26 protein-coding genes and 7 tRNA genes are annotated in these 25,445 nt (G+C 45.1%); 6 read left to right on the top strand and 27 right to left on the bottom strand.

From position 1 onward, the window contains the following. Positions 1-57 precede the first annotated feature (57 nt). The 11 genes from OC193_RS13545 to mutY form a co-directional block, all read right to left on the bottom strand. A complete protein-coding gene (locus tag OC193_RS13545; RefSeq protein ID WP_048659429.1) occupies positions 58-1,683 on the bottom strand; it encodes a methyl-accepting chemotaxis protein in 1,626 nt (541 codons plus the stop codon). Positions 1,684-2,077: 394 nt separating this feature from the next. Further along, positions 2,078-2,153, bottom strand: a tRNA-Asn gene (locus OC193_RS13540). 56 nt (positions 2,154-2,209) lie between these two features. Beyond that, positions 2,210-2,285, bottom strand: a tRNA-Phe gene (locus OC193_RS13535). A gap of 7 nt (positions 2,286-2,292) precedes the next feature. Next, positions 2,293-2,368 (bottom strand) — tRNA-Thr (locus tag OC193_RS13530). Between the two features lie 71 nt (positions 2,369-2,439). Further along, a tRNA-Asn gene (locus tag OC193_RS13525) sits at positions 2,440-2,515 on the bottom strand. Between the two features lie 56 nt (positions 2,516-2,571). After that, positions 2,572-2,647, bottom strand: a tRNA-Phe gene (locus OC193_RS13520). A gap of 7 nt (positions 2,648-2,654) precedes the next feature. Next, positions 2,655-2,730: transfer RNA gene (locus OC193_RS13515), tRNA-Thr, on the bottom strand. 74 nt (positions 2,731-2,804) lie between these two features. After that, a tRNA-Phe gene (locus OC193_RS13510) sits at positions 2,805-2,880 on the bottom strand. Between the two features lie 103 nt (positions 2,881-2,983). Then, the gene (gene mltC, locus OC193_RS13505) at positions 2,984-4,117 is read right to left on the bottom strand and encodes a membrane-bound lytic murein transglycosylase MltC (RefSeq protein ID WP_048659428.1); all 1,134 of its coding nucleotides are present in this window, start codon (positions 4,115-4,117) and stop codon (positions 2,984-2,986) included. Positions 4,118-4,186: 69 nt separating this feature from the next. Beyond that, positions 4,187-4,459, bottom strand: coding sequence for an oxidative damage protection protein (locus OC193_RS13500; protein WP_004735465.1), 273 nt, complete (start codon positions 4,457-4,459; stop codon positions 4,187-4,189). Positions 4,460-4,487: 28 nt separating this feature from the next. After that, the gene (gene mutY, locus OC193_RS13495) at positions 4,488-5,549 is read right to left on the bottom strand and encodes an A/G-specific adenine glycosylase (RefSeq protein ID WP_048662964.1); all 1,062 of its coding nucleotides are present in this window, start codon (positions 5,547-5,549) and stop codon (positions 4,488-4,490) included. A gap of 165 nt (positions 5,550-5,714) precedes the next feature. Here mutY and trmB point away from each other — a divergent pair, with 165 nt between their 5' ends. Beyond that, entirely contained in the window at positions 5,715-6,434 is a 720-nt protein-coding gene (trmB, locus tag OC193_RS13490) for a tRNA (guanosine(46)-N7)-methyltransferase TrmB (protein WP_010435641.1), read from the top strand. A gap of 185 nt (positions 6,435-6,619) precedes the next feature. Further along, a complete protein-coding gene (glsB, locus tag OC193_RS13485; RefSeq protein WP_017629544.1) occupies positions 6,620-7,540 on the top strand; it encodes a glutaminase B in 921 nt (306 codons plus the stop codon). A 111-nt stretch (positions 7,541-7,651) separates the two neighbouring features. Here the strand turns inward: glsB and hemW are convergent, their stop codons facing one another. The 7 genes from hemW to OC193_RS13450 form a co-directional block, all read right to left on the bottom strand. Next, the gene (hemW, locus tag OC193_RS13480) at positions 7,652-8,839 is read right to left on the bottom strand and encodes a radical SAM family heme chaperone HemW (RefSeq protein ID WP_048662965.1); all 1,188 of its coding nucleotides are present in this window, start codon (positions 8,837-8,839) and stop codon (positions 7,652-7,654) included. Further along, the gene (locus tag OC193_RS13475) at positions 8,839-9,438 is read right to left on the bottom strand and encodes an XTP/dITP diphosphatase (protein WP_048662966.1); all 600 of its coding nucleotides are present in this window, start codon (positions 9,436-9,438) and stop codon (positions 8,839-8,841) included. Before OC193_RS13475 ends, hemW begins: the two co-directional genes overlap by 1 nt. Before the next feature lie 46 nt (positions 9,439-9,484). Continuing rightward, positions 9,485-9,916 carry a DUF4426 domain-containing protein gene (locus tag OC193_RS13470; RefSeq protein WP_048662968.1) on the bottom strand — a complete coding sequence of 144 codons (432 nt, stop codon included), beginning with the start codon at positions 9,914-9,916 and terminating at the stop codon, positions 9,485-9,487. A 28-nt stretch (positions 9,917-9,944) separates the two neighbouring features. Beyond that, positions 9,945-10,235 carry a DUF167 family protein YggU gene (gene yggU, locus OC193_RS13465; protein ID WP_009847703.1) on the bottom strand — a complete coding sequence of 97 codons (291 nt, stop codon included), beginning with the start codon at positions 10,233-10,235 and terminating at the stop codon, positions 9,945-9,947. Positions 10,236-10,264: 29 nt separating this feature from the next. Next, positions 10,265-10,822 (bottom strand): YggT family protein, encoded by a 558-nt coding sequence (locus tag OC193_RS13460; protein WP_048662969.1) that lies wholly within the window; start codon positions 10,820-10,822, stop codon positions 10,265-10,267. A gap of 76 nt (positions 10,823-10,898) precedes the next feature. Further along, a complete protein-coding gene (gene proC / locus OC193_RS13455) occupies positions 10,899-11,717 on the bottom strand; it encodes a pyrroline-5-carboxylate reductase (protein ID WP_048662970.1) in 819 nt (272 codons plus the stop codon). Between the two features lie 76 nt (positions 11,718-11,793). Next, positions 11,794-12,498 (bottom strand): YggS family pyridoxal phosphate-dependent enzyme, encoded by a 705-nt coding sequence (locus OC193_RS13450; RefSeq protein ID WP_048662972.1) that lies wholly within the window; start codon positions 12,496-12,498, stop codon positions 11,794-11,796. Positions 12,499-12,524: 26 nt separating this feature from the next. On the opposite strand from OC193_RS13450, the gene OC193_RS13445 reads away from it, so the two are divergent. Both OC193_RS13445 and OC193_RS13440 read left to right on the top strand, forming a co-directional pair. Beyond that, positions 12,525-13,562, top strand: coding sequence for a type IV pilus twitching motility protein PilT (locus tag OC193_RS13445; protein WP_048659419.1), 1,038 nt, complete (start codon positions 12,525-12,527; stop codon positions 13,560-13,562). A 14-nt stretch (positions 13,563-13,576) separates the two neighbouring features. Beyond that, complete coding sequence (locus tag OC193_RS13440) at positions 13,577-14,686, top strand: PilT/PilU family type 4a pilus ATPase (protein ID WP_048662973.1); 1,110 nt, start codon at positions 13,577-13,579, stop codon at positions 14,684-14,686. A 69-nt stretch (positions 14,687-14,755) separates the two neighbouring features. Here OC193_RS13440 and OC193_RS13435 read toward each other — a convergent pair whose 3' ends face one another. The 9 genes from OC193_RS13435 to metK all read right to left on the bottom strand — a co-directional run bounded on the left by OC193_RS13435 (position 14,756) and on the right by metK (position 21,788). Beyond that, positions 14,756-14,914 (bottom strand): hypothetical protein, encoded by a 159-nt coding sequence (locus OC193_RS13435; RefSeq protein WP_165886710.1) that lies wholly within the window; start codon positions 14,912-14,914, stop codon positions 14,756-14,758. A 98-nt stretch (positions 14,915-15,012) separates the two neighbouring features. Next, positions 15,013-15,435, bottom strand: a complete 423-nt coding sequence (gene ruvX, locus OC193_RS13430; protein WP_048659417.1) for a Holliday junction resolvase RuvX — start codon at positions 15,433-15,435, stop codon at positions 15,013-15,015. Positions 15,436-15,490: 55 nt separating this feature from the next. Continuing rightward, positions 15,491-16,054, bottom strand: coding sequence for a YqgE/AlgH family protein (locus OC193_RS13425; RefSeq protein ID WP_048611435.1), 564 nt, complete (start codon positions 16,052-16,054; stop codon positions 15,491-15,493). Positions 16,055-16,158: 104 nt separating this feature from the next. Continuing rightward, the gene (gshB, locus tag OC193_RS13420; protein ID WP_048662975.1) at positions 16,159-17,109 is read right to left on the bottom strand and encodes a glutathione synthase; all 951 of its coding nucleotides are present in this window, start codon (positions 17,107-17,109) and stop codon (positions 16,159-16,161) included. 9 nt (positions 17,110-17,118) lie between these two features. Next, positions 17,119-17,850, bottom strand: coding sequence for a 16S rRNA (uracil(1498)-N(3))-methyltransferase (rsmE, locus tag OC193_RS13415; RefSeq protein ID WP_048662976.1), 732 nt, complete (start codon positions 17,848-17,850; stop codon positions 17,119-17,121). A gap of 153 nt (positions 17,851-18,003) precedes the next feature. Then, positions 18,004-18,735: an endonuclease gene (locus tag OC193_RS13410; RefSeq protein WP_048662978.1), complete on the bottom strand. Its 732-nt coding sequence runs from the start codon at positions 18,733-18,735 to the stop codon at positions 18,004-18,006. Between the two features lie 151 nt (positions 18,736-18,886). After that, the gene (locus OC193_RS13405; RefSeq protein WP_048662979.1) at positions 18,887-19,387 is read right to left on the bottom strand and encodes a SprT family zinc-dependent metalloprotease; all 501 of its coding nucleotides are present in this window, start codon (positions 19,385-19,387) and stop codon (positions 18,887-18,889) included. A gap of 80 nt (positions 19,388-19,467) precedes the next feature. Continuing rightward, entirely contained in the window at positions 19,468-20,265 is a 798-nt protein-coding gene (locus tag OC193_RS13400) for a DUF2189 domain-containing protein (RefSeq protein WP_048666336.1), read from the bottom strand. 368 nt (positions 20,266-20,633) lie between these two features. Next, positions 20,634-21,788, bottom strand: coding sequence for a methionine adenosyltransferase (gene metK, locus OC193_RS13395; RefSeq protein ID WP_017062234.1), 1,155 nt, complete (start codon positions 21,786-21,788; stop codon positions 20,634-20,636). A gap of 358 nt (positions 21,789-22,146) precedes the next feature. Here metK and tkt point away from each other — a divergent pair, with 358 nt between their 5' ends. Continuing rightward, positions 22,147-24,141 (top strand): transketolase, encoded by a 1,995-nt coding sequence (gene tkt, locus OC193_RS13390; RefSeq protein ID WP_048666337.1) that lies wholly within the window; start codon positions 22,147-22,149, stop codon positions 24,139-24,141. Positions 24,142-24,355: 214 nt separating this feature from the next. Next, positions 24,356-25,405 (top strand): erythrose-4-phosphate dehydrogenase, encoded by a 1,050-nt coding sequence (gene epd / locus OC193_RS13385; RefSeq protein WP_032545610.1) that lies wholly within the window; start codon positions 24,356-24,358, stop codon positions 25,403-25,405. The last annotated feature ends 40 nt before the right edge of the window (positions 25,406-25,445 follow it).

The raw sequence follows: 25,445 nt of genomic DNA, 5'->3' as shown, positions 1-25,445 counted from the left end.
AAATAAAAAAAGCACGTATGAAAACGTGCTTTTTTATTTAAAAATTTTCTAGGGAGTTTAGTGTTTTACTTCAAACCTATTAACCCAAGCTTCTAATTCGTTTGAAAGAGAGGCAAGAGTTTGGGTACTGCTATGACTTTCTGTTACGACATTGCTCAATTGGTTACCGCTCTCTTCGATCATGTTAATACGCTTCGATATATCATCGCTCACCTGAGTCTGCTCAGCGGCCGCAGTTGCGATTTGATGACTCATTGATGAAATGGACTCTAATGCGACAACAATCTGTTGTAGTGCTTCAGAGGCGTTTTGAGACTCTGTTACGGTACTTTCACTGGTCGCGGCACAAACTTCCATGGTTTGAATTGCGTTGCGAGATCCTTCTTGAAGGTTGTTAATCATTAATTGGATTTCTTTGGTGCTCGATTGTGTTCGGCCTGCAAGGTTACGAACCTCATCTGCTACAACCGCAAATCCACGACCTTGTTCGCCAGCTCGAGCTGCTTCAATGGCTGCGTTAAGTGCCAACAGGTTAGTTTGCTCCGCTATATCACCAATCACATCCAATACTTTCGCAATGTTGTTTACATCGTTATCTAGGTTAGCGACAGCTTCGCTTGCTGTGCCTAGTTGGCCTGCTAGGCCTTGAATGTTGTCTACTGTGTTGTGAATCAGTTGTTGGGTATGCTGGCTTTGTTTATCGGCCTCGTCGGTGTTGCGCGCGGTATCGCTAGCTGAATCAGCAACGTTATTGGCTGAAGAGGCCATCTCGGTCATTGCTGTCGCGATCATCTCTGTTGATTGCTGTTGGGTCTCTGTTAGTTGAGCAATTGACCCAGCACGGTCTTCTACGCGCTGCAGTTCTCCCCTTAATGCCAGCATTGAAGCGTCTAGGTTTGATACCAACTCAGCCAGTGACTTACTCATTTGTTGTACGGCGTGGTAAATACTGCCGTCTGTCGCCTGAGTTTCGAAAGTGGTTTGAATTCGACCTTGTGCTACGGCTTGTACAGCTTCTCTTACATCTTTAGGTTCGCCACCAAGAAGCGCTAGCATGCGTTTAATAGATACAATTAGGCTCGATAGAATAAGACCAGCAATCACGACACAAAGGAACAGCTGCCATTGAGCGGTAGACCAGAAACGAGCGTTAACTTCATTGAACCCGATACCTGTGCCGACAACCCAGCCCCAATGTGGTGTTTTCTCTGCTATAGACAGTTTTTCTTCAATCGTTCCATCTGGCAGTTTTTGTGTCCAGGTGTACTCAATGATCTGCCCAGTACGATTACCAAGTACTCTTTGGATTAGCTGACCAACACTATTCCCGTTGCCATCTTTAAAGTCGTTAAAGCTGGTTCCGTGTAATTGAGGATCTAATGGTGTCGCGACAAACGTCATGTTCTCATCGGCTACGTAAACATATTCATTATCTTTATAGATGTTGTTACGTAGAAGGCGAGTAGCTAGTTGCTTAGCTTGCTCTTCTTCTAGAGTGCCATCAATCGCCATTTTTTCGACTTCAGTAAGGATGCTGTATGCACTCTTAAATAGCTCGGTCACGCGAGCTTTGTTGTCCATGTTGCTCGCGACTCTCAATGTCCATAAACCAGTAGCGGTCAGTGCTAGCAGGGCGATCAAGATGATGCCCGATAATAAGTAAGCTTGCGTTTTTAGTTTCATGTTTCCCCGCGCAGCGATTCAATAATTAGTATTAGGTATAGTTCATCGAATCTTAATCTAAGTCGTGTATGGCAGATATTAGAAAGATATCAAAACATGATAGAGATTAAATTTTCGAAGAAAAAAAAGTAATGAAATGGAATTCTGTTTGTTTTGATGTGACGGCTTACGGAGTTAAGGTGGGGAAGGGGATTTCTGGGATTAGTTGGTTCTGTTGGAATAGAGGTTCTTTATAGAACTTAGAATCAACTGCTGTAGTGAAGGTACTAGAAGGATATGACTCAACTTATCGAGACTGATTAAGAGTTGCGTTGAGCTGATGTGTCTATTGAATAGAGTTTGTTTTTGTTCAAACGAAAAAAAGCCAAGTCTTTCGACTTGGCTTTCTTGAATGTGGCTCCCCTTGCAAGACTTGAACTTGCGACATACGGATTAACAGTCCGCCGTTCTACCAACTGAACTAAAGGGGAATTATTTGTGTCAACATCAGGTCTATAAAGACCATTATTTGTTAAGCACCAAATAATGGTGCCTCGAGGCGGAATCGAACCACCGACACGCGGATTTTCAATCCGCTGCTCTACCGACTGAGCTATCGAGGCAAAAGAATGGTGCCGACTACCGGAGTCGAACTGGTGACCTACTGATTACAAGTCAGTTGCTCTACCTACTGAGCTAAGTCGGCACACTAAATTCTTTGCTTAAAGAGTTAAACTCTTTAACTAAAACCTCATGTAAAATGAAGTTCTTTAAAAATGGCTCCCCTTGCAAGACTTGAACTTGCGACATACGGATTAACAGTCCGCCGTTCTACCAACTGAACTAAAGGGGAATTATTTGTGTCAACATCAGGTCTATAAAGACCATTATTTGTTAAGCACCAAATAATGGTGCCTCGAGGCGGAATCGAACCACCGACACGCGGATTTTCAATCCGCTGCTCTACCGACTGAGCTATCGAGGCAAAAGAATGGTGCCGACTACCGGAGTCGAACTGGTGACCTACTGATTACAAGTCAGTTGCTCTACCTACTGAGCTAAGTCGGCACACTAAATTCTTTATGCTTTTGTCCGTGCTGTTACTCCCTGTTAAAGAGTGTTGACACCAACAAATCAAATTGTGGTGCCCGGAGGCGGAATCGAACCACCGACACGAGGATTTTCAATCCTCTGCTCTACCGACTGAGCTATCCGGGCAACGGAGCGCTATTAAACGGATTTTCTGCATAACCGTCAACACCTTTTTTGAAAATAATTAAAAAAAACGTTCGTTAGTTGTTTTTTTATTCAAAAGTGAGGCTTACGTTTTACCTTGGTTAAAATCTTTCTTGAATTTTGTTACTTTTTCTAAGTATCGGCGCGACTCTTTGTTTGGGTGTTTCTTAGTAAGTGCCCAGTACGCTTGGCTAGGTTGCAGCGAGTTTAAGTCTCGCATTGCTCGTTTTCTGTCCTTACTGAAGGTGTTGAGCACGCCACCCGTGCCGCCGTTGTATGCTGAAATCATACTGTATTCGAGCGTTGTCGGATGTTTTACGTCTTTCAAATAACGATTTTTAAGGATGTAAAAATATGCGGTACCAGCATCAATGTTGTTTTCTGGATTGAATAAATACTCTGGGCTGGGCTCTCCAGGCTTGTTCTTTACTAGTTTAAAGACATCTCGACCTGCGGTTTTAGGCACTACTTGCATCAGACCGTATGCATTTGCCCAACTCACCGCGTATGGGTTGAAACTACTCTCTGTCTTGATTATTGCGTAGATCAAGTCTTCAGGAATGTCGTAACGCTGAGATGCTCGTCGAACGATGTCGGCGTATTGGTAACTACGCTGGCTAGCGTGATCGGCCACCATTGGGATCTCAACGTAATAGGCTTTTTTAAAGTCGACTTCTTTGGTTTTTAGGTTGTTAGCGATCAGGTAATCCGCGAATTGGTTAGCGCGCCATGTCCATTGAATGGGCTTTTTATCTTGGTCTACAACTTGATTATAGAGGAAAGGTTTGCCTTCTAACTTGATGCTTTTGGAAGAGAATAGATCGACATGCGCCGGATCATCAGGCGTCAAAAGCGTTGTCATGATCGCGTTTTTGAGGTGTTTTTTAGGCTCAGTAGAGGAGACGGTTTCTACCGTTATGAGGCCTTCGCTAAAGTTTACTTCTGAACGGCTTAGGTAATTATCTATGTATTTCACATAGTTACTTTTACCTGCCATCTTTACTTCACTGCTGCCCCAGCGCTTTTGGATATTGCCAGAAAAGCTATTAATCAAAGAGTCTAGTGCTCCAGTGTCTTTTTCAAATTGACCAGGTAGCTCTGCCAAGTTGCTTACGAATCGGTTGGTCGGTTCGTAATTCACATCATAAATGCTTTCGACAAATTCACGGCTGCAGCCTGTTAACAACATGGCTGTTAGGAAGTAACTTAGCTTTTTCATAGTTCCTCATACAAAAATGACATCGCAGCGTTAACCATGATGTCATTAAAATTTGCTTAAATAAATGTCTTATTCGCTTGGTGGAGTATAGCCATCAATTACGACATCTTTACCTTCGAAAAGGAAGTTAACCATCTCAGTTTCAAGAAGTTTACGATGCTCAGGATCCATCATATTTAGCTTCTTTTCATTGATCAGCATTGTTTGCTTGCTTTGCCATTGTCCCCAAGCTTCTTTAGAGATGTTGTCAAAGATACGCTTACCTAAGTCACCTGGGTAAAGTTGAAAATCTAAGCCTTCAGCGTCTTTCTGGAGGCGAGCACAAAATACAGTGCGGCTCATAGTGGTTCCTCTTATCGCGTTCGTTGATTCAAACGTCGTCGTTCAGTTCAAAGGGTAGGCTCTCAATAAGCTGCTTCACAGGAGCGGCTAGGCCAATTTCTTCCGGTTTTGATAAGTTATACCAGAGACCTTTGGTCCCTTCCATTATCAAATCTGGTTGTTTATCTAATTTTACTAATACTGGTGTGATATCTAAGTGGTAGTGGCTGAAAGTGTGCCTAAACGCAATCATGGTCTTGATTGATTCGGTTTCAGCATCTTTGATCGAGCGAAGATCTAACTGATGTTCAATCTCTGCGTTTTCATTTTGAGGAAAGCAGAATAAGCCTCCCCAGATACCAGACTGAGGACGCTGTTCAAGCCACACTTGATTGTCATGATAAAGAATCACAAACCATGTTTCTTTTACTGGTTTTTCTTTCTTCGGTTTCTTGCCCGGGAAATCGAGCTGTCTATCAAGCTTCTTGGCTTCACACATGGTTTCAATTGGGCACAGAGTACATTTCGGCTTGCTACGAGTACAAACCATGGCGCCCATGTCCATCATCGCTTGATTGTACTTATCGACATCTTTTTTCGGAGTATGAGCTTCTGCATACTCCCAAAGTTGGTTTTCAACTTTCTTTTGTCCGGGCCAACCTTCAACGGCAAAGCTTCTTGCAAGCGTTCGCTTCACATTGCCATCGAGAATCGCATGGGGAAGTTTGTGAACCGATGACAGCACTGCAGCTGCAGTAGAGCGACCAATACCCGGTAGCGCGTTCATCTCTTCAAGAGAAAGCGGAAATTCACCACCATATTGCTCAGCAACGATCTTGGCTGCTTTATGTAGATTGCGAGCTCGTGCGTAGTAACCAAGCCCTGTCCATAAGTGCAGAACCTCATCTTGTTCGGCGTTCGCTAGGTCGATAACCGTTGGAAAGCGTTCTAAGAATCGCTGGTAGTATGGAATCACCGTGGCGACTTGAGTCTGCTGAAGCATAATTTCAGATAGCCAAACGGTGTAGGCGGTTTTGTTTTGTTGCCAAGGTAATTCTTTACGCCCGTAGGCGTCATACCACTTTAATATGGCGGTTGCGAAAGGAGTCACGACATGCTCTATGCTTTGCTATTATTAGAAGCGAAATTGCACCACACTTAACGTTGGATGTAAAACAGACAAATTGTGTGGGAATTTATCCACGGAAAGACTTGCACCGAAGGCAATTCTTTGGATAATCCCCGCTTTGATTAATCAATGTGCAGGCAAAAATCAATGAGTGAAGTGACCACTAACGAATATACTGAAGACGGCAAACTGGTTCGTAAGATCCGTAGTTTTGTTCGCCGCGAAGGCCGCTTAACAAAAGGCCAAGAAAACGCGATGAATGAATGTTGGCCAACAATGGGTATCGACTACAACCCAGAGCTTCTTAACTGGAAAGAAGTATTTGGCAACGATAACCCAGTTGTACTAGAGATTGGCTTCGGTATGGGTGCATCACTGGTTGAAATGGCAAAGAACGCACCTGAGAAAAACTTCTTAGGCATTGAAGTTCACAGCCCTGGTGTTGGTGCTTGTTTAGGTACAGCGCGTGATGCTGGCGTAACTAACCTGCGTGTAATGTGTCACGATGCAGTAGAAGTATTTGAACACATGATTCCAGATAGCAGTCTGCATACACTGCAACTGTTCTTCCCTGACCCATGGCACAAAGCTCGTCACCACAAACGTCGTATCGTTAAGGCTGAGTTTGCAGAAATGGTTCGCGGTAAGCTTCAACTTGATACTGGTATTTTCCACATGGCAACAGACTGGGAAAACTACGCAGAGCACATGATTGAAGTGATGAACGTTGCTCCAGGCTTCGAGAATATCGCTGAAGATGGTGATTACATTCCTCGCCCAGATGAGCGTCCACTGACTAAATTTGAAGCTCGTGGCCACCGTCTTGGTCATGGCGTTTGGGATATTAAGTACAAGCGTACTAAGTAATTCTCAAGCACAGCAAGTGAAGGCAAACCTGCTTTAGGTTAAACCTTACACTTTGTGGGATTGATTAAAGCCAACATTATTGTAATGTTGGCTTTTTTGTCCTTAGGCTTTTATTGCGATAAAGGTTTAAGGACAGAAAGTAATGTTAGACCCCTACAAAAATAACAATATAGAAGTAAGCACACATGAAACCAACTCAAGCTATTTTGGCCGAGATTTTAGACGAAGTTCGTCCCCTAATTGGTCAGGGAAAGGTTGCTGATTATATCCCTGCATTGGCTCGCGTATCGAACCAGAAACTGGCGATTGCGGTATACACAAACGAAGGTGAGGTGATTCAAGCGGGTGATGCAGAGGAAGCCTTTTCTGTGCAATCCATCTCTAAAGCCTTGAGCCTGACTTTAGCTATGGTGTTATACAAGCCTGAAGAGATTTGGCAACGCGTAGGCAAAGAGCCTTCTGGCCAAGCCTTTAACTCTATGATTCAGCTTGAGATGGAACATGGCATCCCCCGTAACCCGTTCATTAATGCGGGTGCAATTGTCGTTGCAGACCTACTACAAAGCCGCTTGTCTGCGCCTAGGCACCGCTTATTAGAGTTTGTGCGTCAGTTATCGGGTGATACTCATATTGTGTATGACAAGGTGGTAGCAGCCTCAGAAATGATGCACAGCGATCGTAATGCGGCTATCGCTTACTTGATGCGTTCATTTGGTAACTTTGAAAATGATGTTATCCCTGTTTTGAATAACTACTTTCATGCCTGTGCGCTTAAAATGACGTGTGTGGACTTGGCAAAAACCTTTAGCTATTTGGCGAACAAAGGTGTGTCGGTTCAAACCAAGAAAGAGATCATCACACCAGTTCAAACTAAGCAGTTGAATGCGTTGCTTGCGACATGTGGTTTGTACGATGGCGCTGGTGAGTTTGCTTATCGCGTTGGGATGCCAGGTAAATCGGGTGTGGGTGGCGGTATTATCGCTATCGTTCCTGGCGAAATGACGATTGCGGTGTGGTCTCCAGAGCTTGACCCTTCTGGTAACTCTTTAGCAGGTACTAAGGCGCTAGAGTTGCTTTCTGAGCGAATTGGTCGTTCTATTTTCTAAGAGAAAGGTGCGAGCACGGGCTTCGTCCTGTAGAACGCTTCGCTCCGAGAGGGGGCTATAAAATAAAAAGGGTTGGCCCTAAAACCAACCCTTACACAATATCTCTCGAATCTATTCGTCTTCTTCTGCCATGAAGGCTTCCAGCAAATCATTTAGGAATAGCTTCCCTTTTTCAGTGATCTGCCAGTGAGTGTCGGTTTCATTCAAGTAGCCTAGCTCTTTTGCCCATTCAATCGTTTTTTGAATCGAGTCAAAACCAAGCCCTGTCGTATCAATGAAATCCTGCTTTGGACATGCTTCCATTAACCTAAAGCGGTTCATGAAGAACTCAAAAGGGCGATCTTCATTCGGCACTTCAAACTCGTCTGATAGATACGGCTTCACCATGTTCTGGTATGCCGCTAGGTAGCCTCTAGGATGCTTAACCTTAGTGGTGCGAACAATGCGTCCATCTGCAAAGCTCAGCTTGCCATGAGAGCCACAGCCAATACCTAGGTAGTCACCGAATCGCCAGTAGTTGAGGTTATGTTGGCATTGATATCCAGGCTTGCTGTAGCCTGAGATTTCGTACTGTACATACCCTGCGTCTGCGAGCTTCTTATGGCCTAGGTCGAATATATCCCAAAGGTCATCATCGTCAGGTAGCTTTGGCGTTTTGTAATAGAACATGGTGTTAGGTTCTATTGTTAGCTGATACCAAGATAAATGCGGAGGATCGAGCTCGATCGCTTTGTCTAAATCAGACAGTGCCTGATCAATGCTCTGATCGGGTAAGCCGTGCATTAAGTCTAGATTGAAGCTATTCAATCCAATTTTATGCGCTAAATGAGCGGCATTCACAGCTTCGTCTTGACCATGAATACGCCCAAGTCTTTCAAGCTTATCTTGCTCAAAACTTTGCACACCCACCGAGATTCGACTCACTCCTGCCTTTTGGTAACCTGCAAAACGCTCAGCTTCGATAGTTCCCGGGTTGGCTTCCATGGTGATTTCTATTTCAGGTTTGAACGGAATACGTTGCTCAATACCTTGTAGTAACCGCCCGATGCCTTCAGGAGAGAATAAACTCGGAGTTCCTCCACCTATAAAGATTGAGTGCAATGGACGAGGCATACCATTGAGCTGATATTTTTCGATATCGGTATCGAGATCCTCAAGCAGTGCATCGATGTACTCTTTCTCTGGGATCTCGGCTTTGAGGGCGTGAGAGTTAAAATCACAATACGGACACTTTTGTACACACCATGGGATGTGGACATAGAGGCTAAGTGCGGGTGGTATTAGCGCTGCATTGTGCATTACAGAGCTTGCTCCTTGAGAGTCTTTAATAGTGACGCAAGCGCTTTACCACGGTGTGATAGTTGCTTCTTACGTGAAGATTCAAGCTCTGCTGATGCGCAGTTATCTTCTGGAACAAAGAATACGGGATCGTAGCCAAAGCCATTCTCACCATGTTCTTCGGTAAGGATGTGACCTTCCCATTTCCCGTGACACACTAGAGGTGTTGGATCATTCTCGTGGCGCATTAGCACCAACACACAGTGGAAACGCGCAGTACGCTTTTCAGTTTCGACACCTTGCATCGCGTTTAGCAATTTTTCGATGTTCTGTTTATCGGTTGCCCCTTCACCTGAGTAACGCGCTGAGTAGATGCCCGGAGCACCATTTAAGTAATCAACCTCTAAACCTGAGTCGTCAGCAATCGCTGGCTGTCCTGTTTCTTTCGCGGCGTGGCGAGCTTTGATGATGGCATTTTCAATGAAAGTTGTTCCCGTTTCAGCGACTTCTGAAACGTTAAATTCACTTTGTGCGACCACGTCAAAGCCAAACTCAGACAGAATATCTGCCATCTCGCGAACTTTACCTTGGTTGCCTGTTGCTAAAACAATCTTGCTCATGGGAATGTGACTCTAATAAGTGAATAAATGAAAAGTAAGGGATAGCTTACTCTTCTATATAGAATTTCTGTGTGAAGCGCAGTGGGCCAGTGCCTTTCAAGCCTGCGTTAACATCGATGTTAAAGGTGATGTTCTCTTCGTGAGTTACAGGGAACTCAGCAAGGTAATAAATCGCATCACCTTCTTTGATTTCTCGAAACTTCAAAGTTCGGGTGTTTCCAACGAGGTTCTTCGCTGTTCCCGTAATTTTAGCCGTTGTAGCAGGCTTGCCTAGGGAAGCCTTGTCTAACACGCTGATGTTGAGGATTGCTGAGTATCCATTTCGCTTAAGTTTGTATTGCTTAGCGACTTGCGCAGTTAGAAACGTGGAATTAAAAGCCGAGTAGTGAACCTCGACATCTTTGATGTTTTTAAACTGCCCAGCCCAACTAGGTAGGGCAATAAGAGTGGTGAGTAGTGCTGTTATCCATAGACGCATAATGACTCCAATAAATAGCAAAAAGCCATCATAGGATGGCTTTGACTTCAGTTGGGATTTGGCTTGGCGAGCATATTCGAACTTGCTTATGCCGACCGAGCTCTCCCTTCTCTATCTTAATTTGCCCTTTTGCGACCTTAAACTGTTTCGCTAGGTATTTCGCTAAATGGGCATTGGCTTTGCCATCTACCGGTGGGGCGGTAATGGCAATTTTTAGTTCCTCACCATGCAAGCCAACAATCTTGTCTCGGCTTGCTTTGGGTTGGATATAGAGCCTAAGAAGAATATCGTCTTCCTCGGCCCAAACCGCTTTTGGCATCGTCAAAGTACCTGATGTTTGTACTTGAATTATAGTTGATACCAAATAGGACCAATCATGTCGCCCATTAGGAAGTTCGCAAATTGCAGAACAATGAACAGAACCAGTACGCTTAGGTCGAAACCACCCATGTCCGGAAGGATACGGCGAATAGGCACTAACATTGGTTCAGTCAGTTGATGGAATACGTACTCTATTGGGCTACGACCTTGGCTTACCCAGCTTAGGATTGCACGGATAAGTAGAACCCAGAAAATTAAACCACCAGCCGCTTTGAGCAGAGACAGTGCACCAAAGATTAGGAAGCTAATATCGAAAACGGCAGCGCCGCTAGAGATAATCAGGTTTAGAGCAACGAACTTAAGTACACACAGCACATAAGCAAAAACAACCGTCGCAAGATCAAGGCTGCCGATAGATGGAATAACTCGGCGTAGTGGGGCAACAACCGGTTGTGTCGCTTTTACGATGAATTGTGAGAATGGGTTGTAGAAATCTGCACGTGATGCTTGTAGCCAGATACGCAAGATCACAACCATGATGTAAAGATCAAAAACGGTCGAGATCAGAAAGCTCATCGAGTTCATATTGTTTCCTTTTTCGGATTTACTTGCCGCTTAGATATAACCTGAGCGGCAAAATGCTTGTTTACCTTGATTGGTACTAAAACAGTTTTTCCATCTCTTCAGCCCGAGCGACTGCCGCTTGCATGGCTTTGGCTACGATGTCTGATAGTTGATGTTCGTTAAACGTGCGTAGTGCTTCTGCGGTCGTGCCGCCTTTTGATGTCACTTGTTCACGCAGTGTTGATAATTCAGTCTCTTGGTTTGCTACCACCATCTCTGCCGCGCCTAATGCTGATTGCTGCACTAATTTACGAGCGGTTTCTTGGTCAAAACCTTGATTGATTGCCTCTGCTTGCATCGCTTCCATAAACAGAAAGAAGTAAGCCGGGGCACTACCCGCCGCCGCAATAATGTTATTGATACCAGATTCTTGCTCAACCCAGCTTACTTTACCTACAGCTTGCATCAGCTGAGAAGCAAAGTCTTTATCATCTTGGCTAACGGTTGAATCGGCATAAAGACCGCTCATCCCCTTCCCAAGTAGTGATGGCGTGTTTGGCATCACACGAACAAGGTTTAGCTGGCAGTTTAACATCTCATTGAGTCGATTCGCATTAATACCCGCGGCAATTGAGATAACCAGTTTGTTGCTGAAGTCGATATCTTGTAAGGGCTTACATACATCAGCCATCATTTGTGGCTTCACGGATAACACAACAACGTCTGCTTGCTCTGCTGCTGCAATATTATCGCTGGTGGTATTGATGCCGTATTCTTGTTCTAACGGCAACCTTCTGGTTTCTGAAGGTGCGGTTGCCGTAATCTTTTGCGTTGGGTAACCACTCGCGACTAAGCCCGCTACAATTGAGCGAACCATGTTTCCCGCCCCAATAAAGGCGATGTTCTTATGTTCCATATATAAAATCCTGAGCGTGTCGCTGCGCGGATAAAGCGAAGCGGTATCAATACTTGTCGTTGGTTAGCTACTACGGCTATTTCGCGTAATCACGAGCGCCGAAAATAGCCGTTCCAATACGAACCATTGTGCTGCCAGCCTCAACTGCTGCATCCATATCACCACTCATTCCCATCGAAAGGGTATCAATGTCTGGATACTTCGAGGATAACTTATCTTTAAGCTCTGCCAGTTGAGAGAACGCATTAAGCTGTGATTGATAGTCAGAGACGTTTGCAGGAATCGACATCAATCCTCTTAAGGTGAGGTTAGGGAGCGATGAAATCAACTCCGCGAGTGCAAAAACTGTCTCTTCTGAGGTTCCTGACTTAGACTCTTCACCACTGGTGTTTACCTGAATCAGCACCTGTAGAGGTGGAAGTTCGCTTGGACGTTGATCATTAAGTCTTTGTGCGATCTTATCGCGATCAACGGAATGTACCCATTGGAAGCTTTCCGCGATTGGACGAGTTTTATTGGACTGAATTGGACCAATAAAGTGCCACTCTAAATTTAGGTTAGAATGTTGTTCTGAAAAGTGTTTTACTTTATCGACACCTTCTTGAACATAGTTTTCACCAAAGGCAACTTGGCCTCCGAGTGCGGCTTCTAGAATCGCATCAATAGGTTTAGTTTTGCTGACGGCTAAAAGTTGCACGGACTCTGGAGCTCGTCCGCACTTTTGCTCAGCACTACGAATCTGTGAGGTGATTTGTTCGATATTTTGTTGAATACTACTCATAGCTGACTTTACTTAAGGGAAAATAAATGGATATCACTGAGTTACTAGATTTTAGTGTAAAGCATAACGCGTCAGATCTACATCTTTCTGCGGGTGTATCTCCAATGGTACGTATAGATGGTGAAGTAAGGAAGCTTGGAATCCCAGCTTTGAGTCATGCTGATGTGCATCGTTTGGTTTTTGAGATCATGAGCGATTCGCAGCGTGGTGAGTTTGAAGAAAAATTGGAAGTCGACTTCTCTTTTGAATTGCCCAATGTTGGTCGTTTCCGTGTGAATGCTTTTAACCAAGCTCGTGGTTGCTCGGCTGTCTTTCGAACTATCCCTGTAGAGATCCCAACTTTAGATCAACTAGGTGCGCCTGAAATCTTTGAAAAGATTGCCAACTACGAAAAAGGTTTAGTGCTCGTTACTGGCCCAACAGGCTCTGGTAAATCAACGACCCTTGCGGCGATGGTTGATTACGTAAACCGCAACCACAACAAACATATCCTGACGATCGAAGACCCGATTGAATTCGTTCACACCAACAATAAATGCCTTGTTAACCAGCGTGAGGTCCATCGTGATACTCACAGCTTCAAAGCGGCGCTGCGCAGCGCGTTACGTGAAGACCCAGATGTTATCCTTGTTGGTGAGCTTCGTGACCAAGAAACGATCAGCTTAGCGCTAACCGCAGCGGAAACCGGTCACTTGGTTTTTGGTACCCTACATACCAGCTCTGCAGCAAAAACGATTGACCGTATCATTGATGTTTTCCCTGGTAGCGATAAAGACATGGTGCGTTCAATGCTGTCTGAATCGTTACGATCGGTAATTGCACAGAAGCTGCTAAAACGTGTAGGGGGGGGGCGTGTGGCTTGCCATGAAATCATGATGGCGACACCAGCGATCAGAAACTTGATTCGTGAAGATAAGGTCGCTCAGATGTATTCGATCATTCAAACGGGCGCAGCACATGGCATGCAAACTATGGAGCAAAACGCGAAGCAGCTGATGGCTCAAGGCTTGGTTGATTCGGAAGAGGTTGAGAAAAAAATCGAAATTGAAACCTCAATGTTTTAATCAAGGTGCATATAATGGAATTGAATCAAATCCTTGAGGGAATGCTGTCTCAAAAAGCGTCCGATCTTTATATCACTGTCGATGCGCCTGTCTTGTTCCGTGTCGATGGTGAACTACGACCGCAAGGCGAGAAGCTGAATTTGGTTCAGGTCGCTCAACTACTTGATGCGATGATGGATCAAGACCGACGTGATGAATATCAGCAAACGCGTGAGGCTAATTTTGCCATAGTGCGTGACTTTGGGCGTTTTCGTGTCAGTGCATTCTTTCAACGAGAGCTACCTGGAGCGGTCATTCGACGTATCGAGACTAACATCCCAACCTTTGAGCAATTAAAGCTTCCAGATGTACTGCAGGACCTTTCAATCGCTAAGCGCGGACTTGTGTTGGTGGTTGGGGCGACAGGCTCTGGTAAATCGACCTCAATGGCTGCGATGACTGGTTATCGCAATACCAGCCGCTCGGGGCATATCTTGACGGTTGAAGACCCAATTGAATTCGTTCACGAACATAAAAAATGTATCGTGACTCAACGTGAGGTTGGGCTCGACACCGAGAGCTATGAAGTCGCACTTAAGAACTCGTTACGTCAAGCGCCAGACATGATCTTGATTGGCGAAATCCGTAGCCGTGAAACCATGGAATACGCGATGACCTTTGCTGAAACGGGTCACTTGTGTATGGCAACTTTGCACGCCAATAACGCTAACCAAGCGTTAGAACGTATTCTTCACTTGGTGCCGAAAGAGCAGAAAGAGCAGTTCCTGTTTGATTTGTCGATGAACTTGCGTGGCGTGGTTGCTCAACAGTTAATCCGAGATAAGAATGGCAGCGGTCGTCATGGTGTGTTTGAAATTCTGCTGAATAGCCCTCGTGTGTCTGACTTGATTCGTCGTGGTGAACTACATGAACTGAAAGCAACCATGGCAAAATCAAAAGAGATTGGTATGCAGACCTTTGACCAAACTTTATATGATTTAGTTGTAGCAGGCAAGATCAGCGAAGAGGATGCGTTTCACAGTGCTGACTCTGCTAATGACTTACGTTTGATGCTAAAAACCAGACGTGGCGATGATGACTACGGGACTGGTGCTTTGGCCGGGGTAAAGATAGACATGGGTTAGGTTGAATGCCTAGTGTCTGGTGCCAATAAAAAACCCGCTGAGATGCGGGTTTCTTGTAAAGTGAATAAATTAGTGATTAGCAAAACGGTTGTTGTCGTTCGAGTAGCCACGCTCTTTCTCTAATTTAATTTTAGTTGGATATTGTTCGCCAGTGTAACCCGCTGAACCACCCATTGAACTGCATGCTGAAATGGTTAGAGCGGTGAAGATTGCTAGAAAAATTTTCATTTGAACTCCCACGTTCTGATTTTGAATTGCATCGACATTACGGCGTGAAATTCGTGTGGGATCACAAATTAGTTCAAATTTTGCTCACTTAATTTTCGTTACGAATATTGCGCTTCAAACCAGCTCTCTAAAATGACGACTGCAGACTGGTTATCTACATTGCCTTTACTTAATGCTTTATAGCCACCCATGTCAAAAAGATCGGCTCTTGCTTCTGCAGTCGATAGCCTCTCATCATGCAGTTCAACATCAACACCAAAGCGCCCTTTAAGGCGGTTAGCGAACTTCTTCGCTCTAGGTGTGATGGTGGCTAGATCTTTGCCATGAAGGTCGGTAGGAAGGCCAACCACAATCAGGTTCGGTTGCCACTCCTTAATTTGCTTTTCGATATCGTCCCAGTTAGGAATTCCGTCTTTGGCTTTAAAGGCTTTCAGTGGGCTTGCTGTGCCTGTGATTTCTTGTCCTATCGCACTGCCGATACTTTTTGTACCGTAGTCAAATGCCATAATTGTTCGTGACATGGGGGTTCCAAATTTATCTGTGTTTGAGAGTGTCTGTTTATTTAGCTGATTTGAGCTAGGCGTGACCAGCGTCTGCTGAAAGCTGAGCCGCATTAATGCCTAACATCTGCACGGCGACTTTCCAGCGGTCAGAAATCGGTGTATCGAAGATGACCTTTGGATCGGCTTCAACGGTTAACCATGAGTTCTCGGTAAGTTCGGTTTCCAGTTGTCCCGGTTCCCATCCTGCATACCCAAGTGCGACTAAATAATTCATCGGCTCATCTTCTGTGCCCAACACCATCAAGATATCTTTTGAGGTTGTCACCGAGATTTGATCTGTCATGTTGATGCTGGATTGATAGCTGCCTTTAGGTTTGTGCAAAATAAACCCACGGTCTTCTGCGACCGGCCCACCGTTCAATACTGGCTTATCAAGACTTGCCTGATTCGATTTCGGCTGCTCAGAATCAACCTCAACTTGTTTAAGCATGCTTCCGACAGTGACATCGATAGGGGCGTTGATCATTAACCCCATCGCACCTTCGTCGTTGTGCTCACAAAGGTAAATTACCGAATTTTGAAAGTAGGGATCTTTCATTCCGGGCATAGCAACCAGAAAGTGGTTCGTTAAATTCATAGAGCCTCCTGCCAGTGTGTTCCCAGTAAAGGAAAAAGAGCGGCGTGAAGCCGCTCATTGATTCTGTGCCGTTTGCGAATAGCTAAGGCTTTCTTTAGTTTAGGCTATTTAGCGTTAACGCGACGCTCGATTGCGTCCATTAATTTACCTGTTACCGAAATATCAAAAGCAGCTTCAATTTCACGGATACAAGTAGGGCTCGTCACGTTAATTTCTGTCAGCTTGTCACCGATAACATCCAGCCCGACAAAGATTAAACCTTTTTCTTTTAGTGAAGGAGCCACTGCTCGTGCAATAGCCCAGTCTGTTTCACTTAACGGACGAGCTTCACCTGTACCGCCAGCGGCTAGGTTGCCGCGTGTTTCGCCTTTAGCTGGAATACGAGCTAGGCAGTAAGGCATTGGCTCACCGTCAACCACAAGAATACGCTTATCACCATTGCTGATGTCAGGAACAAAGGTTTGTGCCATTGCGTAGTTTTGACCATGGTTGGTCAGCGTTTCAATGATCACCGATACGTTTGGATCGCCTTCCTTCACGCGGAAGATAGACGCACCACCCATACCATCAAGTGGTTTTAGGATCACGTCACCATGCTTCTCACGAAACTCTTTAATCTTTTCAGCTTTACGAGTCACGATGGTAGTTGGTGTTAGCTCTGGGAACCAAGCCGTGAACAACTTTTCGTTACAGTCACGTAGGCTTTGTGGCTTGTTTACGATCAGTGCGCCGTTTTCTTCAGCACGCTCAAGAATGTAGGTCGCGTAAATGTATTCAGTATCAAACGGAGGATCTTTACGCATCAATACTGCATCTAAATCAGATAGCGCGATAGTCTGTTCTGACTTGAATTCATACCAACCGTTTGGATCTTCTTTTAGTGCTACAACCTTAGTGTCAGCAATGGCTACGCCTTGATCTAAGTGTAGATCATCCATTTCCATGTAATGGATTTCGTAACCACGACGCTGCGCTTCAAGCATCATGGCAAAGCTAGAGTCTTTTTTGATGTTAATGGATGAAATTGGATCCATTACGATGCCAAGTTTGATCATTTTTTTCTCCTAGCCTAGATCGCCAAAACGGACTTGTAAGGCAGTAATTGCGGTTAGAGCAGCTGTTTCGGTACGAAGTACACGTGGGCCGAGTAGCGTCTCTTCAAATTTGTATTGCTCTGTCATGCCGATTTCTTCAGCCGACAAGCCACCTTCAGGACCAATCAATAGGCGTACCTTGCTGATAGGTTCTGGAAGGGTGTTAATTGAGTACTTTGCTCGAGGGTGTAGGTTTAGCTTTAGTGCTTCGCTTGGTTCGCTGCACCACTCTTCAAGCTGCATAATTGGACGAATGACTGGAACCGTATTACGGCCACACTGTTCACACGCCGCGATAGCAATCTTTTGCCACTGTGCGAGTTTTTTCTCAAAGCGTTTTGTATCAAGCTTAACGCCGCAGCGCTCTGAAATTAGAGGGGTAATGGTGTTCACACCAAGCTCAACCGATTTCTGAATGGTGAACTCCATTTTGTCACCACGTGAAATCACTTGGCCTAAATGTAAGTCTAACGGAGATTCGCTGCTGCGCTCGATGCGTTCAGAAACATTAACGGTGACATTTTTCTTTGATACTTCAGTGATTGTCGCTGGAAATTCAGCACCACTGCCATCAAATAGAAGGACTTCTTGGCCTTCTTTCATGCGAAGGACACGACCAACATGACCCGCGGCATCTTCGCCTAAAGCGAGTGAACCTAACTGATGAATGCGTTCTGGGTTATGGATACGAGGGATTCTCATGCTGGTAAACCTATAAATATGTTCATTTGGGTATTTTGTCTCTGCCTAACATGGATGCTTTTAGTTGAAAAAACAAGGGTAGAGCAAGAGTTTCAGGGGCAATTCTGAAACTCTTGTTTGAGATAGGTAGGAATGTTGATTGTACGAGCGACGTTATTTACAAGCAGGGTAAACAAATGGGTTGTGATTACCTTGGATGGCATAGATTCGCTCATCACGAGTACACTCCCACTTGTCGACAGGAAATTGCTTGTTCCACGCCATCATCAGGTTGGTTTGTTGCTTAGATAGCTTGAAACCATACTCTTGGCTCATGTAAAGGTAGGTACGCGCGATAGAGCCTTTTGCTCTGTCTGGCGGCATCACCTTACGCTGCTTGAAGTTGACCTGCATTTCGCACTGACCATAGCTTACGCCATCCATTCCATTCCACTGGCTGAAGTTGTAGTTCGAACGGTCACCATTTACTTCACCGATAGCTGGCGTTAGGTTGTGGAGATCGGCTTCCATGGACTTGAATACTTTGTCATTGCGAGTGCAGTTCTTGCGCCCGCCATCTTGCCAGCACTGACGCTGGTGGCCGAATTGCCAAGCTGGAACCACGTGTTCCCACTCAATTCGACTCGCTCGCTTTTGTTGTTTTCGGACTTGATAACCACAGCCGTCAAGGTCGGGAATCCCTTTCTTTTTGTCCTTCCATGTAATGTCACAACCACAATAAAATGAAGTCGGGTGGTCGAGATAAATCTTCACCGCTTCTCTTTTTGCTTTGGAGAATGAGCTCGGTGGTGCGGCGAAAACGCTTTGGGTTACCAGTAGGCTAAATACTATTGATAAGTAAAAAGACACAGGTAGGCCAAATGCTTTGATGGTGAGTTTTTGCATAGAAAAAGACTGATAAAAGTATGATAAACATCAGTCTAGCACTCAAAGGATGAGTTTCTCCATTACATTTCTATCATCAACTTAATCGAGTGTTGCTTTCTGAAATAAAAAGGATGGGGTTACCAAATCGAATAGGTGCGAGTCTAGGACTTTAGCTGAGCTGTGTGCCTGTGAAGGATAAGGTTTGATTGCACTGCTGGCAGCGATAGGTCGATTGATTTCGAAGCACTTTATTGTGTCGTCTGATTGATAATGGGTAAGTGGTGCACTCACATCGATATTCAAAGGTTTTCCCTTGAACTGAAGCGATTTCAAAGCTGTGAGTTGTTTTGGCTGGAACGTTGAATACCTTTTCCATCACGTATTTCCACTCGTTTCCGTGAGGCTTAACACGTCCGAAAACCTGATGCGTGATTAGGTGTGCGAGCTCATGCGGCACAACTTCGTTGATGAAGGCGTCTTCATTTTCAGAAAATAGTACGTGGTTGAGCTTAATTTCGTTGAGCTGAAGGTAGGCCTTTCCCGCCGCTTTACCTCTTAACTTGAAGGTGATAGTTGGGTGTGGAAATTCACGAGAGAAATGTTGATTTGCGATAGCTAGGCACTCGGCCAATTTCTTATTTGCTCGATGTTGTTGCGGGGTGTAAGACAAACGTTGTTAACTCCAAATAAAAGACCTCAGCGTTTAAACCAAGGCCTCATCATAACATTGCTTTTTGATCTAGCGATGCTTTACACGTGATGTTTTTTCTTAATGAGCTCGTGATAAGCGTGCCATGTACCATAACCAAGTAGCGGCATGGTGACGATCATTCCGATGCCGTAGGTGGCAAAACCCACCAGAATACCGGCACAAATAATACTTGCCCAAACCACCATTGCAGGAATGTTCGATTTCACGGCATTAAAGCTAGTGAAAATTGCACTCATTACATCAACGCGTCTCTCCATCATTAACGGAATTGAAAATGCTGAGATGCTAAATATGAGGCTTGCGATGACAAAACCAATCACAGAACCCGTAATTAAGAAGGGAGCGAACTCAGCCAATGGTGCGCCTTGCACTGAAGGGTAGAGCGCGTGCAATAACGCAGCGATACGCATCCAGAATATCATCGCAACCATCAACACAATCGCAAAGGCCCATTGGTGGGTGGAGTTGCGAGTGATGGCTTTCATTGAGTGCAGTAGGCTGGCGTTATGGCCTTTTTCTCTTTCCCAAGCTGCGTCATACAAGCCTAGGGCAAGAAACGGCCCTATCAGCATGTACACGATCAGGCTTGGCATTACGACTAAGTGTGTTCCTTGCCATTGGACAAGTTGAACAATCGCAATTGCCGCTCCCATAAAGCACAATCCGTAAAATGCGCTGATTAATGGCATTCTTACTAAGTCATGCAGAGCAAGCGACAACCAATGAAAGGGTGCGGAAATACTGATTTGGTTGCAAGGAATGGTGCGAGCGTAATCCTTATCGCTGACCTTGTGTTTTTTATCGTTCAGTTCGGATGGGTGCGCGGTACGAGGCATAGATCCCCCTAGTTAAATAACGTCCTAGTTATAATTCCATAAGGCTCATCGATGTGGCTTGTGTGAGAGTTATGGTGTTGAGCTAAATTGCTCTTTGTCATCCCAGTTATTGTTCTAGCGTGCATTTAACGAGCGTTATCAGACTGAATTAATTTAAGTTAAATGTGAGCTTGATCGCCTAGGAGTTACCTTAACTATTGTCAGTAGTGCTAGAAAACACAAATTATCAGCGGCTTTTTATACTAAGTGGTTAACGGTAAAGAAGGGCGTTGGAGAAGGGTATTGTGAGTGAAAGTTCGGTAAGTACATAAAAATAAAGCCCTTACTAAGCAGTAAGGGCTTTAAAGAAACAAATCGCAGTGGCTAAATTATTTTAGGCCAGCGAAGTCCGCAAGGATTGCTGCTTTGTCAGTCGCTTCCCAAGGGAACTCTTCACGACCGAAGTGGCCGTATGCAGCAGTTTGCTTGTAGATAGGCTGAAGAAGGTTCAGCATCTCTTGAAGGCCGTATGGACGTAGGTCGAAGTTTTGACGAACTGCTTCAATGATGATTTCGTGCGCTACTTTCTCAGTACCGAACGTTTCAACCATGATAGATGTTGGATCAGCAACACCAATAGCGTAAGACAGTTGAATCTCACAACGATCAGCCATGCCAGCAGCAACGATGTTTTTCGCAACGTAACGAGCCGCGTAAGCTGCAGAACGGTCAACTTTTGATGGATCTTTACCTGAGAATGCACCGCCACCGTGACGAGCTGCGCCGCCGTAGGTATCAACGATGATCTTACGACCAGTTAAACCACAGTCACCCATTGGGCCACCGATTACGAAACGGCCTGTTGGGTTGATGAAGAAGTTAGTATCTTTGTTGATCCACTCAGCAGGAAGTACTGGCTTGATGATTTCTTCCATTACTGCTTCGCGTAGGTCAGGCGTTGTTACTGAATCACAGTGTTGAGTAGAAAGAACAACAGCATCGATACCAACGATCTTACCTTGGTCGTATTGGAACGTAACTTGAGATTTCGCATCTGGGCGAAGGAAATCAAGTTTGCCGCTCTTACGTACTTCAGCTTGCTTCTTAACAAGAAGGTGAGAGTAAGTAATTGGAGCTGGCATTAGGATAGGAGTTTCGTTAGTCGCGTAACCAAACATGATACCTTGGTCGCCTGCGCCTTGCTCTTTAGGGTCTTCTTTATCAACACCTTGGTTGATGTCTGGAGACTGCTTACCAATTGTGTTTAGAACAGCACAAGAGTCAGCGTCAAAGCCCATATCAGAATGAACGTAACCAATTTCACGTACTGTTTCACGAGTGATTTCTTCGATATCAACCCATGCAGACGTTGTCACTTCACCGCCAACCATAACCATGCCGGTTTTAACGTAAGTCTCACAAGCAACACGTGCTTTTGGATCTTGTTCCAAGATGGCATCAAGAACAGCATCAGAGATTTGGTCTGCAATTTTATCTGGATGACCTTCTGAAACAGATTCAGAAGTGAATAGGTGCTTAGCCATGAGAGCTCCACTTTTAAGTTTTTGGTGTAAATAGTTTATGGCGTCGCAAGCTAGGAAGCGCCGCCATTAAATACAGTATATTTTGTAGGTGTTTCTACATCTAGACGGCTATTCTAAATTCCAGCGGTCGAATTACAAGCTCTTTTTTATGATATGTCATAACTAATCGTTTGCGTATCGATCGAGATAAGCCACTGCTAAGTGATGTAAATGTTCGAAAATTGCGAAAAATGACCGTTAAAATGCCAGTAAAACGTTTGCAGTCGCAATAGTCGTTTGAGAGAATACCCGCGCTAATAAAAATGAAAACTTTAGCAATTATCTCTTTTTTAAATCGCTTATGTATCCAGGAGCAGACATGCCTTCTCGTAAAGATCTAGCCAATGCAATCCGCGCACTTAGCATGGACGGTGTTCAACAAGCAAATTCAGGCCACCCAGGCGCACCTATGGGCATGGCTGACATCGCTGAGGTTCTTTGGCGTGGCCACTTGAACCACAACCCAGCAAACCCAGAATGGGCTGACCGCGACCGTTTTATTCTGTCTAACGGCCATGGTTCAATGTTGATTTATTCTCTGCTTCACCTTGCAGGTTACGAGCTTTCAATTGAAGACCTGAAAAACTTCCGTCAACTGCACTCTAAGACTCCAGGTCACCCTGAGTACGGTTACGCTCCTGGTATCGAAACAACGACTGGTCCTCTAGGTCAAGGCATCACTAACGCTGTTGGTATGGCAATGGCTGAGAAAGCACTGGCGGCACAGTTCAACAAAGAAGGCCACGACATCGTAGACCACTACACTTATGCATTCATGGGTGATGGCTGTCTGATGGAAGGTATCTCTCACGAAGCATGTTCTCTAGCAGGTACGCTAGGTCTTGGTAAGCTGGTTGCTTTCTGGGATGACAACGGCATCTCTATCGATGGTGAAGTGGAAGGTTGGTTCTCTGACGATACACCTAAGCGTTTTGAAGCATACGGCTGGCACGTAATCCCAGCAGTAGATGGTCACGACTCTGGCGCTATCAACGCAGCGATTGAAGCGGCTAAAGCGGATCCTCGTCCTACGCTTATCTGTACTAAAACTATCATCGGTTTTGGTTCTCCAAACAAAGCGGGTACGCATGACTGTCACGGTGCTCCACTAGGTGCTGATGAAATCACAGCAACTAAAGCAGCATTGGGTTGGGAACACGGTCCTTTCGAAATCCCAGCAGATATCGCAGCTGAGTGGAATGCGAAAGAAGCAGGCGCAGCGAAAGAAGCAGCGTGGAACGCGAAGTTTGACGCATACGCAGCGGCTTACCCAGAGCTAGCAGCTGAATTCAAACGTCGTACTAACGGCGAGCTACCCGCTGAGTGGGAAGAGAAAGCAAACGCAATCATTGCTGATCTTCAAGCTAACCCAGCAAACATCGCTTCACGTAAAGCATCTCAAAACGCACTAGAAGCGTTTGGTCAAATGCTTCCAGAATTCATGGGCGGCTCTGCTGACCTTGCGCCTTCTAACCTGACTATGTGGTCTGGTTCTAAGTCTCTTGAAGCAACTGACTTCTCTGGTAACTACATCCATTACGGTGTACGTGAATTCGGTATGACGGCGATCATGAACGGTATCGCTCTGCACGGTGGTTTCGTGCCATACGGCGCAACGTTCCTAATGTTCATGGAATACGCGCGTAACGCAATGCGTATGGCTGCTCTGATGAAAGTTCAGAACATCCAAGTTTACACGCACGATTCTATCGGCTTAGGCGAAGATGGCCCTACTCACCAACCGGTTGAGCAGATCGCTTCTCTACGTCTGACTCCAAACATGAGCACATGGCGTCCATGTGACCAAGTTGAATCTGCAGTGGCTTGGAAACTGGCTATTGAGCGTAAAGATGGTCCTTCATCTCTAATCTTCTCTCGTCAAAACCTTGCACAACAAGATCGTAATGCTGAGCAAGTTGCTAACATCGCTAAGGGTGGTTACATCCTGAAAGATTGTGAAGGCAAGCCAGAGCTAATCATCATTGCAACTGGTTCTGAAGTTGAGCTTGCAGTTGAAGCTGCTGCACAACTAACCGCTGAAGGTAAAGCAGTACGCGTAGTATCTATGCCTGCAACTGACGCGTTCGACAAGCAAGACGCTGAATACCGTGAGTCTGTACTTCCATCTGACGTTACTGCTCGTATCGCAGTAGAAGCTGGCATCGCTGACTTCTGGTACAAGTATGTTGGTTTCGGTGGCAAGATCATCGGTATGACAACGTTCGGCGAATCTGCACCAGCAGGCGAGCTATTCAAGATGTTCGGTTTCACTACTGAAAACGTAGTAAACACTGCGAAAGAGCTTCTTGCATAATCATTGACTGATGGCCTTGTGCTAACAGTTAAATGAAGGAAAAAACCGAGCGCTGAGCTCGGTTTTTTGTCTCTGGGATTTGTTTTCTCCTAGACTCATCTTTATACGCAGCAGAACAATCTGTCCTAAGTAGGCTGAGTTATTCAAGTAATGCCTTTTGGGTAGGATTAAGTTATCATCTGTCGCACGAAATTTTGGTTAGATGTACGGAACTATGCTAAAAGTCGCGATAAACGGATTTGGAAGAATAGGGCGTAATGTATTACGCGCTGTTTATGAAAGTGGCAAAAGCCAACAAATCAAAGTAGTAGCTGTCAATGAGCTTGCTCAGCCTGACGCTATGGCTCACCTATTGCAGTACGACACCAGTCACGGCCGCTTCGGTAAGAAGATCTCCAACGACCAAGAGCACATCTATGTCCATCACGGCATTGGTGCAGAAGATAAAGGTGACTTCGACACAATTCGTATCTTGCACCTTGCTGATATTGAGTTGTTGCCTTGGCGTGATCTTGAGGTGGATATTGTACTCGACTGTACCGGTGTTTACGGTTGCCGAGCTGACGGTCTAGCGCACATAGCTGCTGGGGCGAAAAAGGTACTGTTTTCACATCCTGGTGCTAATGATCTTGATAACACCATTATCTATGGTGTGAATCACGATACCATCGAAGCCGACCATCGAATCGTTTCCAACGGTTCATGCACCACCAACTGTATTGTTCCTATCATTAAGGTTCTTGATGACGCCTTTGGCATCGAGTCCGGTACCATTACAACGATTCACTCTTCAATGAATGATCAGCAAGTGATCGACGCGTACCACAGCGACCTTCGCCGTACTCGAGCTGCGAGCCAATCCATCATTCCTGTCGATACCAAATTGCATAAAGGTATTGAAAGAATCTTCCCGAAATTTTCTAACAAGTTCGAAGCGATATCTGTGCGTGTGCCAACGGTAAACGTAACAGCGATGGATTTAAGTGTCACAATTAATACAAATGTGAAAGTTAATGACGTAAATCAAACCATTGTTAATGCGTCCCAGTGTACATTACACAATATAGTTGACTATACTGAAGCGCCGCTCGTTTCCATCGACTTTAATCACGATCCCCATAGCGCAATCGTCGATGGTTCACAAACTCGAGTGAGCAACGGCCACTTAGTAAAAATGCTAGTGTGGTGTGATAATGAATGGGGCTTTGCGAACCGAATGCTGGATACGGTTCTCGCAATGCAAGCTTCTGAAGGCAAGAAGTAAGACCTAGAAGCAAATGTGCGGATTATTTATTTTTTAGCTT

It is taken from the genome of Vibrio crassostreae, assembly GCF_024347415.1.
GTDB classification, from domain to species: Bacteria; Pseudomonadota; Gammaproteobacteria; order Enterobacterales; family Vibrionaceae; genus Vibrio; species Vibrio crassostreae.
The sequence above is the reverse complement of the archived record's forward strand: the minus strand, read 5'-3'. Positions and strand labels throughout refer to the sequence as shown.

Bases quoted from the DNA above. Each gene is read 5' to 3' on its own strand.
- glsB (WP_017629544.1), top strand. From the start codon at position 6,620: ATGAAACCAACTCAAGCTATTTTGGCCGAGATTTTAGACGAAGTTCGT.
- OC193_RS13545 (WP_048659429.1), bottom strand. From the start codon at position 1,683: ATGAAACTAAAAACGCAAGCTTACTTATTATCGGGCATCATCTTGATC.
- gshB (WP_048662975.1), bottom strand. From the start codon at position 17,109: ATGATCAAACTTGGCATCGTAATGGATCCAATTTCATCCATTAACATC.
- proC (WP_048662970.1), bottom strand. From the start codon at position 11,717: ATGGAACATAAGAACATCGCCTTTATTGGGGCGGGAAACATGGTTCGC.
- OC193_RS13470 (WP_048662968.1), bottom strand. From the start codon at position 9,916: ATGCGTCTATGGATAACAGCACTACTCACCACTCTTATTGCCCTACCT.
- OC193_RS13445 (WP_048659419.1), top strand. From the start codon at position 12,525: ATGGATATCACTGAGTTACTAGATTTTAGTGTAAAGCATAACGCGTCA.
- OC193_RS13435 (WP_165886710.1), bottom strand. From the start codon at position 14,914: ATGAAAATTTTTCTAGCAATCTTCACCGCTCTAACCATTTCAGCATGC.
- tkt (WP_048666337.1), top strand. From the start codon at position 22,147: ATGCCTTCTCGTAAAGATCTAGCCAATGCAATCCGCGCACTTAGCATG.
- OC193_RS13460 (WP_048662969.1), bottom strand. From the start codon at position 10,822: ATGAACTCGATGAGCTTTCTGATCTCGACCGTTTTTGATCTTTACATC.
- OC193_RS13440 (WP_048662973.1), top strand. From the start codon at position 13,577: ATGGAATTGAATCAAATCCTTGAGGGAATGCTGTCTCAAAAAGCGTCC.
- OC193_RS13400 (WP_048666336.1), bottom strand. From the start codon at position 20,265: ATGCCTCGTACCGCGCACCCATCCGAACTGAACGATAAAAAACACAAG.
- yggU (WP_009847703.1), bottom strand. From the start codon at position 10,235: ATGCCAAAAGCGGTTTGGGCCGAGGAAGACGATATTCTTCTTAGGCTC.
- OC193_RS13475 (WP_048662966.1), bottom strand. From the start codon at position 9,438: ATGAGCAAGATTGTTTTAGCAACAGGCAACCAAGGTAAAGTTCGCGAG.
- OC193_RS13410 (WP_048662978.1), bottom strand. From the start codon at position 18,735: ATGCAAAAACTCACCATCAAAGCATTTGGCCTACCTGTGTCTTTTTAC.
- mltC (WP_048659428.1), bottom strand. From the start codon at position 4,117: ATGAAAAAGCTAAGTTACTTCCTAACAGCCATGTTGTTAACAGGCTGC.
- OC193_RS13450 (WP_048662972.1), bottom strand. From the start codon at position 12,498: ATGAGTAGTATTCAACAAAATATCGAACAAATCACCTCACAGATTCGT.
- hemW (WP_048662965.1), bottom strand. From the start codon at position 8,839: ATGCACAATGCAGCGCTAATACCACCCGCACTTAGCCTCTATGTCCAC.
- OC193_RS13425 (WP_048611435.1), bottom strand. From the start codon at position 16,054: ATGAATTTAACGAACCACTTTCTGGTTGCTATGCCCGGAATGAAAGAT.
- rsmE (WP_048662976.1), bottom strand. From the start codon at position 17,850: ATGAGAATCCCTCGTATCCATAACCCAGAACGCATTCATCAGTTAGGT.
- OC193_RS13500 (WP_004735465.1), bottom strand. From the start codon at position 4,459: ATGAGCCGCACTGTATTTTGTGCTCGCCTCCAGAAAGACGCTGAAGGC.
- epd (WP_032545610.1), top strand. From the start codon at position 24,356: ATGCTAAAAGTCGCGATAAACGGATTTGGAAGAATAGGGCGTAATGTA.
- metK (WP_017062234.1), bottom strand. From the start codon at position 21,788: ATGGCTAAGCACCTATTCACTTCTGAATCTGTTTCAGAAGGTCATCCA.
- ruvX (WP_048659417.1), bottom strand. From the start codon at position 15,435: ATGTCACGAACAATTATGGCATTTGACTACGGTACAAAAAGTATCGGC.
- trmB (WP_010435641.1), top strand. From the start codon at position 5,715: ATGAGTGAAGTGACCACTAACGAATATACTGAAGACGGCAAACTGGTT.